The following is an 18949-nucleotide window of genomic DNA, read 5'->3' on the forward strand; positions in this document are numbered from 1 at the left end:
TTCTTCAATTAATTCAGTGATTAATATAAACTTTTTAGGAATTAATAACTCTGCCCTCTTAAAGTTTCCATTTCTTCTTTTAAATAACCCACCGCTACTCCACAGAATGGTAGGTATTTACCTCGCCGTTTCTTTACATATTTTTGAAGCTCTTTATCAAGAAATTCAAATGAATACTCACCTTCAACCTTTGCCTGCTCTATTCTATCTGTAATGATATCATAATATGACTTTCTGATTCTAATTAACTCTTCCTCATTAAGATTTAAAATAATATTCAAATCCCTATCATGTTGATCATCGGATGAATAAATATTCCCACCTGTTCCGTAACCCATTTTTTTTATATGCTCTGGATTTAAAGGATCTATTTGTAGTTCACTTTCTCCCTTTTTCACATCACAGGTGTGTCTAGATTTACCGTTACCCTCGTTACCCTCACAAGCCAAGAAAAGATTATCATATACTAATACTAATTCTTTGTATTTTCTTGGCTTATAGTGTTCTACTCTTACATTAGGAAGTACAATTTGTTTCATACAGTAAACACATAAATGACCTTGATTTGTAATTAGAGCATCATTTAATTCCTTTTTACATTTCCTATCATTAAAACTGTTACCATCTTTTCGATCTTGTCGAAGTGAATCTGGCTCAGCATCCTTAACTATATGTAACATTATTCATCACTCTCTAGCCATAATATATTTTTCATTCTTAGTATCTCTATGTCATTTTCACCCATTGCATCAGCTAATTCATCAATTAATTTTTCTGCCCTAGAAAAATCTTTCTTATCAATTAAGCTATATACTGATTTTATCTGATCATTAAATGTCTCTGGTCTAATTTGTGTATCCATTATTTCAAGCAATATAGAATTTATGTCGCGCCCTAGAGTAAACGGCGTATTAACTACCTCTCCCTTTTTAAGTATAAAAATATCGTCCTTACTTACAGTTTGTATAACATTAGGAGAGTGAGTTGTAACAATAAATTGCTGACTATTATTAAGCTTTATTAGATCAGAATTTAAGTTTGCCTGCCAATTGGGATGTAAAAATGCATCTGGTTCATCTAGTAAATATAATGTTTCTTTATACCCAAAAAACTCTGACAATCCCAATAGAGTTATAAATTGTTTTTCTCCTTCACTTAATGATGTACTATTTATACATTCTTTTTTATCTTCTATATAGTCCATATTTAAGTCTACGCTTGTTTCTTCAATTATGTTAGCGAAACCTAATATATCGAGAGCTTTTAGCACATCTCTTTCAGCCCCTAAAGCTTCTCTTAATTTATATAGAGATTGTTGATCATAAGTAACTTTTTTCTTCGATTTATTATGAATGGTTTCGCTGCTTTTACATTCTATAAATATGTCGTAATATATTTTAGTCTCTCCTCTTACGTTAGGCATTTCACTAATTTCAAAGTTAATAGTATTAATGCTTTCAATATTACATCTTTCAGAAAGTATATTAAGAGTACTTTCTGAAAGATCACCTTCAGGCTTTTGAGCTGATAGTAGGGATATAAGTATATAATCGAAATGCCTGTATTCAATATTGAATAAAATTCTTGGCTTAAAAATTGATTTCTTAAGATTTTCTGCAAAATTAGACTCAACATCTCTTACAATAGATTTGTACTTATTATCTATGCCTGCATAATAAGTTACAACACTATGTGGTAAATGCTTGTCTAAATTAAAACCTGGAGGAAAGTTAAACTTACCATCCTTTACCCCAGTAATTTCGATGTTTGTAATTTCACCTTCAACAATTATTTCATAACATAATACGAAAGAAAATGAGGGAGGGGCGTTCAAAGTGATATCCTTAAAAATAATTGCTATTGCTTCTAATAAATTTGATTTACCTGAACCATTTTTACCTACAACAAAGTTAATATTTCTGTTTGTGTCTGTAAAAGAAATTTTAAATTGATTTAAATTTTTATATTGATCTATCTCTAAATTTCTAATTTTCACCAAATACACTCCTTTCAAAGTCATCATTAGCACTATTTTTTAGATCCTCTGCTTCCTTATAAAGAGCTTTTGCTTTGTTAAATTCCTTTTGAATTTCTCGAGAAACTGATTTTTGTTTATCCAATTCAGGAAGTACAAACTGGATCTTTTTTAAATTGTCTAAACCTAACTCTGTTTGCTTTGTTGCCTGTGCAGACTTTAAAAAGTCTATTTGGTCCTGTACATAACTACTATTAAATTGATAAACAAGAAACAAAGGGTTTATCTTTTCTTTATTTACACGTAATAAAAGCATATGACTATCAATTAGATATCCATCAAATCCCTTTGTTATAAGAGATGCTCTACCAATTGTCCCTTCTCCAGTCGAATTTATAATAATATCTCCCTCTTTAGTAAGACGGTCATTATCAATTGAAGCTAACCAAGTTTCATTTACTGGTTTTGCATGTTCTAATTCAATATCATTTATTCTATTACATTTTTGGTTCAATACGACTTTTGAGCTTTTAGGATCATACTTCGGGCTTTTCCCTCTAAAAATATCAATGAATAACCCAGTATTTTGCATAAAGCTTACAGGAGTATAATAATTATATTTATATTGTAAAAAGCCAATATTTTTATCAACGCCCCATAATTGGAGGCTTTTAAAATTTATTAATTGTAAAAATGATTTCTTCTCTTTAACTTTTATATTTTTTTCTATCCCTAGTTTTGAATAAATCATTAACTCAACCTTATCAGGAACAAGATCAGCTTCGTTACTTTTTTCCCTTGATTTCACCATCATTATATGATGGGATAAAATTAATCTATTTTGAACTTCCAAACTAGGTAAGTATATTAATAAATTTAGAAACTTTTCCTCTTGAATCCTTTGACGACCAGTAGCACCACTACTTAAACTTTGCCATAACTTTTTATAACTTTCAGAGGATAGCAACCTTAGTAAATACTGTGGATTAACAAGTTCTAAGTTAACATCAAATGCTAAAAAGTCACTAGTAATAATTGCTCCTTCCAGTTCTTTAGGTACAATCCCAAATGCACCATTTCTAGCATCGATTTTTGAAACTATAAATTGGCCTGCCTTTATTTTATATTGTTTCTTTGTACCAATATTCTTACCATATTCCTTATCTCGGAGAAGGACACCCTTGTTATAAAGTCGAATCGTAACTCTTCTATATTGGACACCATCCTTTATCTCAACAATATCCTTACTTCTTGTAAGTAATTTACCAATTTTTATGCTTTCAGCACTAGTAAAGGCATTTTTAATAGCTGTAGAGAAATTAACACTCCAATTATTTAAATTGGAGAACCTCATAAATCTTAATAAAGTATTATCTTTTTTTACCATGTTAAGACTCTCTCCTCCTGATTGATAGTTCTAATTAAATTACCATCAGAAGCTAAAGAGTAAGAAATCTTAATTGCATTATCTTTCCAAAGTCCTGCCGCTTCATTGTATTCCTTGAACTCTACCTCTAATACTTCGAGCTCATTTTCCCCCTTGGCACCAGTAGTTGTAATACCTGCTTTGTCAACCTTTGCAATTGGTATTTCGTAATCAAAACGTTCTTTTATAAGGGGTTTTTGTTCCTCTTCAATTAGTTTTTCAATTTCTTTAATTTTACCTTTTATAATTCTAATTTTGTTTCTCTTATCTTTTATTTCTGTTTTCTCTAAGGAATCTAGATTCTCCTTTAAAATTGGCAATCCATATTTCTCACTTAGCTCACTGTTTATTCCATTGACTACTTCACTATATCTATTCTCTTCTTCTATTGTAAATCTCTTCATAAAGACTATACTTGACTTAACACTTGCACCAGCGGCAACAAATACATCCTGTGGAATAGAGCATACTAATACAATCTTTGCTCTACCTTCAAAGTACTCTCTTACTTTCTGAAGATTTGTATTGTTTAGTACACCCTCAGGTAGCACTATTCCCATTCTGCCTCCTTTTTTTAGGAGTTTAAGACAACGCTCCATAAATAATACCTCGGTTAACCCTGAGTATTTCCCCACATCAAACATATTTAAAATAGGCAACCCAACATTATCCTTAACACTATCAAGTGCTTGTTGATATGCTTGTCCATAACGTAGCTTGTATTTTCTGATTGCTTCTTCATCATCAAATATTTCTTCTTTAGAGACTAATAAGTCTTTATCAACACGAGACCCAAAAGGAGGATTTGTGATTATTACATCAAATCTTTCTTCAAATATTCCATTGATATTCAGTAGACCATCATGACGATGCACTCCACCATGACCATCACCATGCATAATCATATTCATTTTTGAAACACGTGCCATTCGAGGGTTTGCATCTGTCCCATAAATACAGTCGTGTGACAAAGTGTACAAACGACTATAAACCTTATCCTTTTTGACTGACTCAAGTTCCTTATTTAGTTTTGCGAATATTTTATTTACCCTCTGAGTTACTATTTGTTTATCATCTTCTACTAGATTTTCATAATTTTCACCTAAGAGTTCATTTTTAAAGCGGTCTTTCTCCCTTTGTATGTCTCTCTCTATTTGTTCACGAACATATTCAAACGCTTTAATTAAAAATCCACCACTACCACATGCAGGATCGCATATAGTCTCACCCTCTCGTGGGTCTAAGATGTGAGTCATAAAATCAACAATTGTTCTAGGAGTAAAAAATTGCCCTAATTCACCACGGAAGGTCTTTCCTAAAAACTCTTCAAATGCTATACCTTTTACGTCATCAGAGGTATCAGATAAATTATATTTTTGAAGCTCTTTAAGAATTGCTTCAAAACTATTTTCTTTTATTTTAAGCACTTCATTCTCTTCAAAAAGGTGGTCATCTTTATAGGTCTCTTTTGTTTGCTTAAACAGTTGCTGCATGTAGGGTAGTGGATTTTTAACTCGATGAATTCTATTGTACTCTTCAGTTAAGGCTTGATTTTCCTGGTATTTCTTTAATGTAAATACTTCACGACCTTGCTCATGTTTCTCATAATTTATTTTTATAAATAATATCTTACTAATTTCATCGAAAGCCGCTTCTGGTGAAAGTTTATCATTATTTCTAATAATGTTATGACACCTTACTAGTAGCTTTGTAAACTCATCACGAGTAAATGTTTTAGTTTGAGTTATTAATTCTTTTATTCTTTTCTCATCATTTATTTCTTCTGCTTGGGGAATTGCTAATATCTCTTCAAATGCATCCTCAGTATTAGGAATTTTATTAAGGTCAATATTAAAATACCTTGTCTCTTTAGAGTTGTGTAACACTAAAAAGGTTGCACGGGTATTTGCAGCATATTGTGTGCCTTGATAGAAATCCTTCATTCTTATCTTTACATTTTCTGCTTTACATTCAATTACAATAAATGAATTATAACCTTTTATTTTATCTTCTTTATTCTTCCAGATAACAATATCCGCTCGTGCCGCTCCAAGTCCTCTTTCTGATGGTATATTAGTACGTACCTCTTCATCCATTTGATCAAGGCTATAACCATAGTCATTAACTAAGGTTTCTACATATTTCTGCCTAACTAACTCTTCTGGGGTCTCAATGAGCCACTTTTTTCTAATATGCGAATAAATTTTTCCATTTTCTGTTTGTAGACTTATATTCATTTTGTTTCCTCCATTATTTCTCTTTATATAGATTTTCCAAGAAAGTTTTATTAGATAAATATAATATTGAATTAGATGCTTCTGTAGTTTAATATTTCTAAAAAAGTTGTTTTCTTAAATGAGGTTATCTTCCTTCACTATTATACTAAAAAACAAAAAAGAATACCTTTAGACTGAATAAAATAATATGGAAATTCCATGATATACATTGTTTTGGTAGTTCAAGGGTTATTAACAAAGCTTAAACAAGGGCAACAACTTAGTTGCCCTTTGTATATGTAAATTGACCTTTTTCTTTTAAAAATATAAACTTTTCTGAACACACAACAAGATGATCTTATACATCGATACCTATGATTCCCCCAGTTTCAACTAATCTTTTAGTAACTTCAATTTCTTCTCGACTCGGTGTAGGGTCTTTGCTGGTATGATTGTGGACAACTATTACCCATGCGAAATTTGAAAAATAGCTTGGTTTGAGTACCTCCCTTGGAAGTACTATACTGGCATTCAAGCTCCCTATATGAAAAACATTTATGTGGTGTACTGTTTTTTGCTACACCAGTTCTCTAGTTTTAAAACCTTAATTACGCGTGAAAGTAAGATACGGGTCAAAAAATCCCTCGAACCATTAGTCCGAGGGAACATAAATTTCAATTCAATATTCAACTAAAAATCTACTAAACCTATCGATAGTAAGCTATTCTAGTTCTATCATCGCTACGCACTAGACGTTTGTTAGGATTTCGATAGCTTAACCTCTTATATATTTTTTTTGTGAAAAATATATGTTAAGACCTTCATCAACAATCGCCCCGATAGTTGATGATCGTTATTGAACTAATCTCACCGTTAGTGAATAGTAATTTATGTCTTCACCCTATAAAATCAGATGACTTCAAATGTTCCTGTAAAGACACCATTAACAAATTATTATGAATCATCCAACGTGGAAATGCTCTATTGTTTATTTATTTCACCTCAATGTTCTAGGGGCTTACTCACCCACCATACCATCATTATCATTATCACTCATATAGGGGTATAACCAGTGATCACTCGTTATTGGCATACTAAAACCTGCTGCTTTCGCATCTTTAATCGTCACCTGTCCATTACCGTTTGTATCAACACTAGAAATATCACCGTTTGTGTTTGAGCTAGTTGAATCTGAAGGCTCACTGCCTCTTAAACCGAGTGTTGCGTTTACTTCATCAGGGTTCACATTGTCAAATGTATCAACAATGACGTTGCCCATTAAAGTATAGCTGTATTGATAACTTGAAGGAATCTCCGTTTCCGTATTAGGATATGTTATAATTGCTTCAAAATTAGTAGCTCCATTTGCGCTACGAATCGCTTCTTCCATATAAGATTGATCACCATGTCGGTTAAGCGTACTATCTTGTGGAGTAATATTATAACCATTCGATACCCCTCCAAGAGAATCAGCAATGATATGTCCTTCATCTAAAATATCACTTTCGACACCAGGAACCTTCGCCTCATCAGAATAATATCTGCCAGATGATAATACAGGTTCTTTACTGTCATCTTGTAGAATGATTTCGTCAGCAATGACACGTACTTGTTGCCCGTATTCATTAGTAAATACCCAATATTCACGGTCCCATAACCAATGTCAACGACGACTTTAGGTTCACGATATCCAGACAAATCAGCACCATCAACTTCAATAAGGTTGTATCCTGAGAACAATTCTGTATTTTGTTGGATTGGTGGTTCCTCTCCTACTGGTTTATCTACAACAGTAGTGACAGTTTCTTCTTTTTCACTAATTTTTTTGTATTAACTGTGGTAATTTCTTTTGTATCTCTTTCTACATCCGTGATGGATGCATCTTCTAAGTTGGTACAACCAACCATAAAGATGGTCGTTAAAAGTAAGATTAAATAATTCATTTTCTTTTTAATTTTATTTCTCTCCTATAATAGTTTCATATTGTTTATTCTAAAATCTCTGAATGTTAACCTTGATTAAAGTTGTTAACCTATTATATGTACATTCCAAGAATAACTTTTTTTCAGTAGATACTTTGTTCGAAGTGTGCAGTAAAACACTTAATCTATTGGTATACCCTCATTATTATTGTAGGATCTCATCAATAGCATTTTCGATTTTTAAATCAAAAATTCAGCTAGTTGAATGCTTATTGTGACAAAGTGTGTTTGATAACTACGGAGAAACGCCCAATTGCCGAAGATCAAAACTCCCTAGCGAATTGATCTATTTTCATCTTCATTGGCACTTATAATAAACTTTCAAATCGATATTCAGTACATATTTTAACATTAAAAACATGTTAACAAATATATTCTTAAAGAAATTCTCTACTCCTCTAAAATATCGGTCTATATTTCCATTATACCTATAGATAAGTAGGTTCCTATCAACGATTATTAAATTTCACAAATCCTGATTAATTCCTTCTACTTTTCTAACACTTACGACAAAAATCTAAATTCGGATATATCAATTTATCATTAAGTTAAAAAATTGTTAATGTACAACTGGACTTCAGAGGAACACAATTTTGAGTCGGTAGTCTTGAAAATTTAATATGAGTCCTTCTTTCGAACTTAATATTTTAAATTCATATGAACAAGAAAAACAAAATTTTTTCATTTAAAAACTCTAATTTAATCATCTTTATATACAGAAATTCCAAAAATAGCGTTTTGCTTAATTGTTGTTACTAAATTAATATTGAATTAGAAACTGGGTTCTTATAAAAAGAGATAGAAAGTAATAATTCAATTTATTATTTTAAAGAAAGCGAGGAGATTACTTTGATGTATTTATTTAATTTTTGGGATTGGTTATGGTTTTATAGAAGAGGAAATATAAAGTACAAAGTTTTTGATTTTGGGCAAACTTATATGGCAACTGCTTCAAACGGTAGAGTAACGGTAGTGAATTGCTATGGAGAGACAAAGCAATTAGCAATGAATAGCGCAAGAATTAGTTTACACAAAACACTATTGACAGAGAATATTCACGATTGATTCAACAATCTTAATTCTCAATGTTTAACACTCACCATATGTCTATATACTGGGATTTAAAAATAATAAGCTTGGATATCCTATTTTATTGTAGGTTAAAAATCTATATACAAGCTAAACTTACAAAATGATTGAAGTTCTATTGAATACTCTTTCCCTAAGAATCTAGGTTAAAAGAAAATGCGAATTATTATTCCCAACTCAAATCTCCCTATCTAATAACTTTTTCGAAGAAATAGTATATTATTGACTCACCCTTCAATTTATACCATACCAAAAGGAGCATATTTAAATTGCATAAGATAATGAATGAATATCATATTAACAAAAGCACAATGGCGCTATTACCTGCCAAAAATACATGTTATTCCACTATAGTAATTGAACAAAATCGCCAGATATTAGTCAGGAAAACTCCAATCCAACTCATTAAAACAGGCTGTTTAGATGGTGGATCAACCTATGATGGAAGAAGAAAAGCCGTCGCCCATTTGACTGGATGCATGCAAAAACCCCCAATTCCAATCAACCCTGGAAACCATTTATTTGCCTTCCCTACCCACTCACCTAGTGCATTTGAATGCAACTGGATCTTTTACAACCATATCAAGTCGATCAAACCATCTGTAAATAATAACGATATAAGCGTTCAATCCATCTTGCACTTTAAAAATGAACAGACTCTCCTAATGAGGGAATCCCACTATATCTTACAAAAGCAAATGCAACGAACGGCAATTTGTATTCTGCAGTTCTCTAATCAGGCACATGAGGTATTACGATATCAAGAGGTGAAAGTCCAATAGATTGGACTTCATACTATGATTGAGCGGAAATCTGGGCCAAAATGCTTATTGCTATTCTAGTGATTAATAGATATGTTGAACCTTCAACTTATCCACCTTATGTGAAATATAGCGATTATTTTGTGAAGTTTGCTAGGGAGGCGAGAACGAACAATATCGGGCTCTGAGCTTATGGAAGTGAGGGAACCACGAAGGGAGAATTGGATACAAAACAACCAGTTACAACTACCAAGCCGGCGCCAACAACACCTCCAGCCTCTGATAGTAGTCAAAAAGAGTATTTCTAAACTGTACAAAGCTGAGAAAGGTTTATCCTAACGGTGTTCCTTCAACTCACCCTGCTTATGACTCTAAGCATGATAGAGATAAAGATGATTATGCTTGTGAAAGATAGACAACAAAAAGATTGCTAAATTCGTTCTGATTAGAATGAAGGTGCATTTCCTATCGTTCTATTTAGAATCTTAGATCTTTATGTATTTCTTTTCTATAAGTTCTTTCACAACATCCAACTGATAGTTATACGAAATCCCATTACCTTCTGTAACCTGTTTCCACAGCTCAGTCAGATCATCAAGCAGGTTTGGTTGTTCTCTAACAATATTTACCGCTTTAATAGCATAATCCTTATTCTTAGAATTCTTCCTAGAGATATAGGTCCCTCGGGGAATATTCTCCACTAATCCTTCTTCACATAAACCAAGAAAAGAATTTTTAGGACATCCTTTCTTTTGACCCCAGGAGCCAGGACCAAATAACTCAGACGTTGCTCTTTCCCATGCATGAATTGGTGATTCTACCACACCCGTATTTACTAATTGAACCGCTTTTATAGCAGCTTGACTATACTTACTCATAGCCTTCCTCCATGTACCCGACTTTAGATTAACAATCTCAATTTTAGCTTACAAGATAGCCAGACAACAATAACTGTCCTATGTCCCTAGAAAATATTGAAAGTGTCTGAAAAGAGTGTCCGTAGCTGGATTCGTTCATCGTATTTAAAAGCTATAATAGATTGAAAAAGTTATTTAGTTAAAGAAGATGCCCTATTGAAATTTGTGAATGAAAAATAAAACCAACTGGTAATTCAATTTCAAACTAAATAGCTGTTAATAATTATTAAATATTACGATTTATCTATTTCTTTACTTTCCTTAAAAATTCACCTTTAGCAAAAACAATACAATCATGCGCTTTACCTACATATTCATTTCCTAATGTATCAAGTAAATATAATTTAAAGTTCAATTCTAAATCAGAATGACCGTATTCATCCATCTCTAAACGAATACAATCACTTGATTCAAAACCAAATCTAAAATCCTTTGTTATTTCGGCTTTTGGCGGAATCTCCAACCGATAGTCTGCACCTGATATATAACGGGAATGTCCAAAGAGACGATGTTGAGTTCTGTGTCCCACACTTCTAAAAACCCCTTATAAACAGTAATAGGAAAATCAGTACAGTTTCTAAAAGAACATTCGAGGGAGGCACAACCACTCTCTGCATCAACAGCTCCAAAGTATCCATCAAGAATATGAATTTCAAATTGCCCTTGCTTATAGAAATAATCGAAATCAGATCTTGTAGCATAATCATTTTTACTTCCTCGTCGAATATAACAAAAGCCTTTATGTAGTTTATTGTAATCTTTTTTAAGCAAGTACGGTTGGCAAATTGGATCTCTAATTTCAAGTACAGCTAACAAGTGATTTTTATATGTAAGATAATGTAACCGACAATCTAATTGTGGCTCAATGTTTTCGAAAACTAATTCTTGATAGGTGGCTGCATCAATTGGCTCTGTAATATTAAAAAGCTCTTTTTCTTGTTGAGCTGATTCTTTCACACCAAATATAATGTAGCGAGATCCATTAATTTTAGCATTCGCCATCGCAATAACATCTTTTAGTAAACTATCGTATTAGCTTTTACATATAACCCCTTTTTAAAATCTAAATGTTCACTCTCAGTTTGATTAAGTAATTGTTCGAGAAGCATTTTATCCACTTTATCCATTTTCTACCTCCTTTATCATTCATTTTACCACTATAAATAGAAAACTTGGCCTATTACATTTTGTAGAATTATGAACTTCATTTTAAACTTTGACAGACGTAAAATGTCTTGGAGTTAGAACAATTGGCCATTCTTTCTTCTAATTCGTTAGGTATCATACTGGAAAAGATACCAATACTATATGGTCAAGAAACCAAAGTTATTTGAACCCATATAGGAAAGCATTTTTAAGCTAATAGATGTCATCCGGTTCATTATAATAATGAAATTCATCTTCTATCTATCACATTCGGTACAATACAGCCAATATTCAAACTCCCCTTCGACAGCATATACGCCTTTTTTAGATCGCATCTTACATTATGCGACCGTCGTAACAATGGTCGGACAACCTTATCGGTTGAAAGATCATCTAGAGAAAGAAAACGAATGATTTTGTACATCGTTATACAAGCAAAAGTGTCATATTTGTTTTGACATTTATATGTTTTTTGTAATAAGCAATGTAATAAACTAAAGATTCTTCACTGGGATACCAATGGTTTCTGGTTATATTACCCTAGACATGAACGTGGAAAATCCCACTTCCCCTTTACTGTATAGTTGACCTGAATTAATTCAAATTCAAAATTATTCCTATGTTCAACTAGTCTTTTTGCTATGCGTTTTGTCCTACCAATTTTGACTCCTTCTCCGGATTGCAAATTTTAAAAATACACAAAGCCAGCTGTGTCTGTTTGGGTAAATTTACTGATACTCTTTTTATGACAACCCTTCTATTACAGTATTCTTAAGGAATTCAATGTATTTTCACCCCCATTATTTTTATATAATTAAGTGAAAATAAGTTATTTAATTTTATTATTTCAACAAAGTTTAACCCCTTTCCAATATTAGAAAGAGGTTAAAGTGAAAGAATGATCGCTTAATTATAATCTAATTAGTTCCACTAAAAAATTATAACATTAAATTCTAATACTAAATTATTCTTTTCTAGTACTTTTAGCAAGTATATGCTTATTATTATATACTTCAGTCGAAAATTCGGTCCTTAACTTCCTCTATTAGAATCCAATTTTACTTATGAAATTAGATGGGGATTGATACCTTGAATCTCCCCATGGCATTATTTTAGTTTGTGGATATGTAATATAGCATACCCGTCTTGCCCTAGTAAGCGCTACAAACATGTTATTAAGTTCTTCTTTTAACTCTTTATGACTCTTGGCTCTATAGTCAGGGAAAGTCCCTTCATTTAGTCCTATTAAAAAAACGATATCATATTCTAAACCTTTTGACATATGAACTGTCAACAATGATATCCCTGAATTATCGTGTGTTTGAGTCTTTCCAAGAGATACTTGATTTCTAAAATGAGACAAACTTCTTTGTCCCGCGACAGATTGACTGCAGTACTTCTGCCAATGTTCTTTCCACATTTCTATATCTTTTTGTATTAAATACTGTTCATTTTCATCAAGTTCTTCATCAAGAATTTCCTGTTTAACCAAGTATTCAACTATAATTTTTAATGCTTTTGAAAAGTTCTCTTCATCCTCCAATAAAATGCCCCATGCCTTATTTACAGCATTAAAAATATTGATATGTCCATTATCAATATTTTTTACATCCAAATTTAGCAACAAATCCAAGTAGCTGGAGTCGTTAGAGGTATTAATTTTATCTTTATACTTAATTAATCCTAATATTTGATTAAAATGAACATTATCATAAGGGTTAATGATGACTCTTAACCCTGCTTCGAAAATTTTGATCGCTATAGACTCACTTTCAACACTTCTAGAAACGGCACCCTGATTAACAGGAATATTATTTAGCATTAAAATCTCTTTGACTTTAGATAAAACATACCTGTTTCTAGCTATTATTGCTATATTTTCATAACTTATCTGATTTTCAATCCACTTACTTCCATCTACAATTAGCTTATTAATTTCTTTTACTATCCACAATGCCTCGTCCTTTTCATCACGGAACATATGAACTGATAATTCACCCTCTAGAGGATAAACAGCATTACTATCTACATTTGGATGAATTTTTTTGGCAGCATCAATAATTCTTCTAGTAGAACGAAAATTTTCCACTAATCTAAATTCGGTTGGTTTAAAGTCTCGTATAAAATCATTTGTCATAAAGTCACTATTTGACCCGTTAAAGCCATAAATTGATTGTGCAGGATCTCCAACCATCATGATATTTTCAAAGTCTTTACATAATGCTCTTATCACTTTATATTGAGCTTCATTTAAATCTTGAGCTTCGTCTATAAAAATATACTTATAAAGCCTTGTATAAGATTTAGCTATTTGTGGTCTCTCATTAAAGATTCTATATGCATAAAATAGTATATCATCAAAGTCCAATGCCCTTTGAGATAACATCATATTATTATATGATTCATAAATCTTTGCGAATTCAACTTCATTATCGTTATCAGAGTCTAGTAAAACTTCAGGCATAATAAAATTCTGTTTGTACTCACTTATTTGTCTTAAATAGGTCTTTAAAATATTACTTTTTCCATTTGTATGAAAAATTCTGTTTCTAAACTCAGGATTTTCATTTATCACCCTTTTCATAATTTCTAATTTATCAACATCTGATTCGAAAATAACCAGACCATTCGGTAGGCCTATTAAATTTCCTCTATTCATAACTACATCAAGGCAAAAACTATGAACAGTCCCCACAAGGACATCATCGTGCTTTTCTTCATCTAAATTCTGTTCAATTCTCTCAGATATTTCTTCTGCAGCTTTATTACTAAAAGTCAATGCAAGTACTCTTTTTTTCCCTAGGGTTAATAGATTTGTTATTCTTTCTGTAAGAACTCTAGTTTTACCGCTGCCTGGGCCAGCAATAACTAGTAGTGCTCCGTCTATATGTCTTACAATTTTCATTTGATTTTCAGTTAAGGGAAAGGTCATTATATATTCACCGCCTCATCTTCTTGAATAAGAATTTTAAAATCATTTTCTATTTCGATAAATAATTCTTCTATCATTGGTGGGATTTTTTCTGTTTGCCGATTATATATTATTGTACTAGCAATGATAGAGGAATAAGCAGTTTTATTATCATGTATACAATCAAGTAATGCTTGTACTCTACCATCATCATTACTATAGTCCCTGAAAGATTTTTCGTATATAAATTGATTACAGGTGTCACATTTGTCTTTAGTTGGTCTTGAACCATTAGATGTATTACCTTTTGCTGAAATATATTGCTCTAAAAATCCATCTCCCAATATTTCTGTCATTGCAATAGAAATTTCTTCGGCATATCCTGCATTAATTAGATACTTTTCAAAGTCACTTCCATCGGGCAAAAACTTAATACCTTTAGAAATTTCAGCAATTTCATCTTCATCGTAAACTGCTTTAACGAGTTTTCTTACTTCTTTAATTGTCTTTGGTTCTCCATCGCTCAATATGTAAACTTTCATATTTAAATCTTTAGCAATTCTTAAGAAAGGTTTATATTTACCAGAGCCTCCTACACTTATTATATTTATTCCTGCTTCAAATGCTTCACAATGGAAGTACTCTTTAAAAAAAGTTGGAATAGCTTGCTCCTCCGTTTCTCCTTCACACAATAAAATGGCATTTGCGAAAAGTAAATCTCCTCTTGATTTAAGTATTTCAAACTTAATTTTCCGTATGTCCTTCCCCTCTAAATTAGCCGTATTAATAAAGTTAATGTTAGATTTACCTTCAATCTTAGAAATGTGCCTTATATCATTTATGTCAACTTGTCCAACTATCATTGGAGAATGTGTGCTGACAATTTTTTGTCCTGATAAGTCATTTATTTGCTGAAATATTTTTCTTTGAGCTTGAGGGTGTAGATGTGCTTCTGGTTCTTCTAGCAACATTATTGGATGAAATGGTACTTCTTCTTTTTCCATCTGCTCAATTTTCCATGAAATATATGCTACTACTGTTAGAAAAGTAATCCAACTTCTTGTCCCCATACCATGATTTGATATAGGAAACCTTTCTGAATGTTCATCCTTAAAAGTCAAATCAATTCCTCTATTTAAATCTTTGATTTTTCTAGACACTGGATTGATTTTTATACTTGAATCACTCGTACTCACAGTTCTTGAGACTTTACTTAAATTATCAGTCAAATGTTTTAAAATAGGACTTTTATGAATAATTTCATTATTAATAGTATCTAAAGTAGTTTCTATATCTTCAATATCCTTACTATCTAATCCTACATCCCTAACTAATTTTCCCCAATATGAATTCCTATCTTTCATTTCTACTGAAATGTCCCTTTTAGCATCCATATAAAAAACAGGGAGTGCTTGTAAAACTTTGTCTGTTATTCGATTTTTTTTATATTCATTATAATTTTCCGCCGCTTCAGTCGTTGGCCAATCTATTAATGCTTTTCTCTCAATATCATATTCACCTTTTAAAGGATTATAAGATATTATAGTTCGTATAGCCAAAAATTGATCTAAGGTTACTGTGTCCTCACTTCTTAACTCGCCTATATGTTCAAACCATTTTTCATCAAATTCTTTGATTCCTTCTTCATTTTTCTCAACTGGAACAATTAACACATCAATAATAGCTTTTCTACTTTTAGGTAAAAGTTCATTTAATTCTACATAAATATCCTCTTCACTAACTCTAATACCTCTTAGAAATGCAACTTGTATAGCTTGCAATAAAGTAGTCTTACCGACATTATTTGCACCAATCAATACACAATTTTCAGATAATGTTATGTCTGCTGACTGGTAGGATCTAAAATTCCTAATACGTATCTCTTTAATGATAATCCCCATATTTTTTCTCCTCGTAACTAAAATGGTATTAATCCACATTATTACCATTTTACCATTACTTCCTAACCAAGTCTTTCATTTACAAAAGGGATATTAGGTAATAGTATATTTTAAGTATGTAATACAGATTCAAGTGCTATTAATAATCTGGAATCAGTCGGGGAATCCAGCCATCCATAGTCATTCAGAAATACTTCAAAAATCTACTGCAAAAAAAATGAGCTTGGAAAAGTATTTCCAAGCTCATTTTTCTATACAAAAACAACTATTAACTTTAAAATAGCCCAAATTAATAAATAAAAAGTCTTCCCAAAATATTATATAATAAGAAAATAAAAGATAATTAAAGGGCAAAAACAATATAATAGTATTAAATCAAATTTATGCAATTTTGCCTCTTGAATTCTTTTAAGATAAAAGTAGCTCAATTCCTATAATCTTCCCTGCCTCCGCTATTCTTTTAGTGACTTCTATATCTCTCTACTTGGCTCCGTATTTTATAAATAGTAATTCCAGAAAATACATGTATATCAACACGTTTACTTTGAATACATGTATTTATCGTAGGGAGAAATAATCCTCTCTGAATACTTCAACCGGTGTCTCTATTAACTAATTATATCTCTAAACAACAGGTATTTTTATTCACTTATAGTTATTATTTATCTATCTAACCTCATTGTTTTTTTGCTTAGCTCCTGGTTTAGAGCTCCAAATCATTCCTATATCCTCAAGCATCTTGAATCTTTCAAGTGTAAGATCATTGTTTTTATAGCTAACTCTTTGTGTTCTAATCCACTGTCCTAATTTAAAACCATTTTCACATACATATGTAGCCTTAACTTCCAAATTTTTATTTCTTAAAAAATATGCTTTTGCTTGCTCATATTTTTGATTCCATAGTTCATGTTGTAAAGTAGTATCTCTATATCTTCCTCTACATTGTGGGCAATTACGATTTCTAACTCTACTTGCTACCGTAGCCCTATACTCATGATTATTTTCACAAACCCACCAAACTTTTTTGTTGCTTCCTGGAGTTACTTCTGATGGGTCTAAATCGTAATTTTTCTCGTAATTCCACTCCCTAGCTAAATTGGGATATTTCGATTCAAAGTCATTGTACCCTGCAAGCACTTTGTGATTAGAACAATATGGACATCTGTTACCTTTCGCAACATTGATAACTGTTTCTTCCCATTCATGCCCTTCTTCACAATTCCACCATACTTTTTTATTACTCATTGCTGAAACTGTGTCAGGCCTTAATTTCATGTTCTTCTTATTATTCCACAAATTTATTAGTTCATGAAAGTTTGCAGCGAAGCTGTTCTTTTTCTGAATCATAATGTATTGATTCATAATTCCGATTCGATCTCTGTCAATATCCAATTCCATTTCAATTTTCTTTTTAGTTTTCACCTCTAATAAATGAAATAATTTTCTTAAGGCCGTTGGAAAATTTTTATATGAATGATTCACAATAAAAAATATTGTTTGATCTATAATTTCATCGGATTCATATGATTCCTTTATACGAATAAGGTCTAAACCTATTTCTGAAAGTGCATTGTTTTTTCTAATTTCACGTTCTCTAAGATGCTTTTTACTGTGATACGCAATCCCATCGTACTCAATTCCAATATTATAATCTGGCAAATAAATGTCTACTTCCCAACCATTGTGCATAGTTCTACTATCAACATTAAAAACTTTCGATAAATAGAAAATAATCGACTGTTCAGGAAAAGAACTCCTTAGTTCAGAAGAACACTGTGCACAATCTCTCCCTTGGTACCTATTGCTAACACTAGCTTGCCACTCATGACCTCTTTGACACTGCCACCATACTTTTTTCATTGAATAAGGGGAAATATTTTCAGGAATAAGATTTCCGTTTTTAGTGGGATGCCATTCTTTAGCTATCCTTGAAGATTTAACAAGTAAATTATTCTTCTTGGTTGGATATAATCCAGCGCAATATGGACAGCCATGTCCTTTACCTCGTGTGGCCGGTGGCGCTTGCCATTCATGACCTTTTTCACATTGCCACCACACTTTTTTATTTGAATTACTTGTTACATCCTTTAAAGTTAAAGCCTTGTTTTTTTGGGGATGCCATTCTTTTTCTAATTCAGGATGAACACTAAACAAACTTCCGTTTCTCTTTACCATTGTTTTATTTCTACGAATGGTTTTACAACCAGGACACCCTGAGCCTAGAGTACGGGAATATATACTAGCCTGATAACTATTAGTACAAATTGGACATTTCCACCAAACAATTTGATTTGAACCTATGGAAAAGTTAGATGGAACAATTTGCTCATTTAATTTATAGTCCCAGTCATTTAAAAGTTGAGGGGCTTTTTCTTGGAGAGAACCTGACTTTAATAACTTAGTTCTTTTTGATCTTTCTATTTGTTTTTTCTTAGAACATTTAGGACAACCTGAACCTTTTTTACTAGTCCTCCTATTTACCGATGTTTCCCAATCATATTTACATTTGAAACAAATCCAAGACACTCTTTTTTCGGATCCATAGCTCACAGTATCTGGACACAGGCCAACGTTTTTAGTTAAATCCCATTCCTCTAGAATTTCTAATTGATTAACTTCCATACA

Annotated in this window: 14 protein-coding genes and 2 pseudogenes; 4 read left to right on the top strand and 12 right to left on the bottom strand. The window is 31.8% G+C overall.

The window, feature by feature from the left end; all coding sequences use genetic code 11:
• Positions 1-41: 41 nt before the first annotated feature.
• The 6 genes and pseudogenes from BLQ56_RS01915 to BLQ56_RS01940 form a co-directional block, all read right to left on the bottom strand.
• Positions 42-680, bottom strand: coding sequence for an HNH endonuclease family protein (locus tag BLQ56_RS01915; protein ID WP_090849430.1), 639 nt, complete (start codon positions 678-680; stop codon positions 42-44).
• Positions 680-1996: an AAA family ATPase gene (locus tag BLQ56_RS01920; RefSeq protein WP_175490158.1), complete on the bottom strand. Its 1317-nt coding sequence runs from the start codon at positions 1994-1996 to the stop codon at positions 680-682. The genes BLQ56_RS01915 and BLQ56_RS01920 overlap by 1 nt, the downstream gene beginning before the upstream one ends.
• A complete protein-coding gene (locus tag BLQ56_RS01925; protein WP_090849432.1) occupies positions 1986-3362 on the bottom strand; it encodes a restriction endonuclease subunit S in 1377 nt (458 codons plus the stop codon). Before BLQ56_RS01925 ends, BLQ56_RS01920 begins: the two co-directional genes overlap by 11 nt.
• Positions 3356-5638: a type I restriction-modification system subunit M gene (locus BLQ56_RS01930; RefSeq protein WP_090849433.1), complete on the bottom strand. Its 2283-nt coding sequence runs from the start codon at positions 5636-5638 to the stop codon at positions 3356-3358. Before BLQ56_RS01930 ends, BLQ56_RS01925 begins: the two co-directional genes overlap by 7 nt.
• A gap of 337 nt (positions 5639-5975) precedes the next feature.
• Positions 5976-6176 carry a JAB domain-containing protein gene (locus tag BLQ56_RS01935; protein WP_090849434.1) on the bottom strand — a complete coding sequence of 67 codons (201 nt, stop codon included), beginning with the start codon at positions 6174-6176 and terminating at the stop codon, positions 5976-5978.
• Positions 6177-6635: 459 nt separating this feature from the next.
• A pseudogene (locus tag BLQ56_RS01940) lies at positions 6636-7572 on the bottom strand (DNA/RNA non-specific endonuclease).
• Positions 7573-8451: 879 nt separating this feature from the next.
• Here BLQ56_RS01940 and BLQ56_RS01945 point away from each other — a divergent pair.
• The 3 genes from BLQ56_RS01945 to BLQ56_RS23795 all read left to right on the top strand — a co-directional run bounded on the left by BLQ56_RS01945 (position 8452) and on the right by BLQ56_RS23795 (position 9864).
• Positions 8452-8664 carry a hypothetical protein gene (locus tag BLQ56_RS01945; RefSeq protein WP_090849435.1) on the top strand — a complete coding sequence of 71 codons (213 nt, stop codon included), beginning with the start codon at positions 8452-8454 and terminating at the stop codon, positions 8662-8664.
• 293 nt (positions 8665-8957) lie between these two features.
• Positions 8958-9470, top strand: a complete 513-nt coding sequence (locus tag BLQ56_RS01950; RefSeq protein WP_090849436.1) for a competence protein ComK — start codon at positions 8958-8960, stop codon at positions 9468-9470.
• A gap of 298 nt (positions 9471-9768) precedes the next feature.
• On the top strand, positions 9769-9864 hold the full coding sequence (locus tag BLQ56_RS23795; protein WP_238457168.1) for an excalibur calcium-binding domain-containing protein: 96 nt from the start codon (positions 9769-9771) through the stop codon (positions 9862-9864).
• Positions 9865-9934: 70 nt separating this feature from the next.
• Here BLQ56_RS23795 and BLQ56_RS01960 read toward each other — a convergent pair whose 3' ends face one another.
• From BLQ56_RS01960 to BLQ56_RS01970, 3 genes are all read right to left on the bottom strand, one after another.
• Positions 9935-10327, bottom strand: coding sequence for a DUF6979 family protein (locus BLQ56_RS01960; RefSeq protein WP_090849437.1), 393 nt, complete (start codon positions 10325-10327; stop codon positions 9935-9937).
• Positions 10328-10610: 283 nt separating this feature from the next.
• Positions 10611-10829 carry a hypothetical protein gene (locus tag BLQ56_RS01965; RefSeq protein WP_090849438.1) on the bottom strand — a complete coding sequence of 73 codons (219 nt, stop codon included), beginning with the start codon at positions 10827-10829 and terminating at the stop codon, positions 10611-10613.
• On the bottom strand, positions 10802-11368 hold the full coding sequence (locus BLQ56_RS01970; protein ID WP_090849439.1) for an RNA-binding domain-containing protein: 567 nt from the start codon (positions 11366-11368) through the stop codon (positions 10802-10804). Before BLQ56_RS01970 ends, BLQ56_RS01965 begins: the two co-directional genes overlap by 28 nt.
• A gap of 614 nt (positions 11369-11982) precedes the next feature.
• Here BLQ56_RS01970 and tnpB point away from each other — a divergent pair.
• A pseudogene (tnpB, locus tag BLQ56_RS24235) lies at positions 11983-12096 on the top strand (IS66 family insertion sequence element accessory protein TnpB); the annotation flags it as partial.
• Between the two features lie 461 nt (positions 12097-12557).
• On the opposite strand, the gene BLQ56_RS01980 reads toward tnpB, so the two are convergent.
• From BLQ56_RS01980 to BLQ56_RS01990, 3 genes are all read right to left on the bottom strand, one after another.
• Positions 12558-14444 carry an ATP-dependent helicase gene (locus BLQ56_RS01980; protein ID WP_090849440.1) on the bottom strand — a complete coding sequence of 629 codons (1887 nt, stop codon included), beginning with the start codon at positions 14442-14444 and terminating at the stop codon, positions 12558-12560.
• Positions 14444-16324, bottom strand: a complete 1881-nt coding sequence (locus BLQ56_RS01985) for an ATP-dependent nuclease (protein WP_090849441.1) — start codon at positions 16322-16324, stop codon at positions 14444-14446. Before BLQ56_RS01985 ends, BLQ56_RS01980 begins: the two co-directional genes overlap by 1 nt.
• A 666-nt stretch (positions 16325-16990) precedes the next feature.
• The gene (locus BLQ56_RS01990) at positions 16991-18946 is read right to left on the bottom strand and encodes a zinc-ribbon domain-containing protein (RefSeq protein WP_175490159.1); all 1956 of its coding nucleotides are present in this window, start codon (positions 18944-18946) and stop codon (positions 16991-16993) included.
• Between the last annotated feature and the right edge of the window lie 3 nt (positions 18947-18949).

Source organism: Litchfieldia salsa (genome assembly GCF_900104555.1).
GTDB classification, from domain to species: domain Bacteria; phylum Bacillota; class Bacilli; order Bacillales; family Bacillaceae_L; genus Litchfieldia; species Litchfieldia salsa.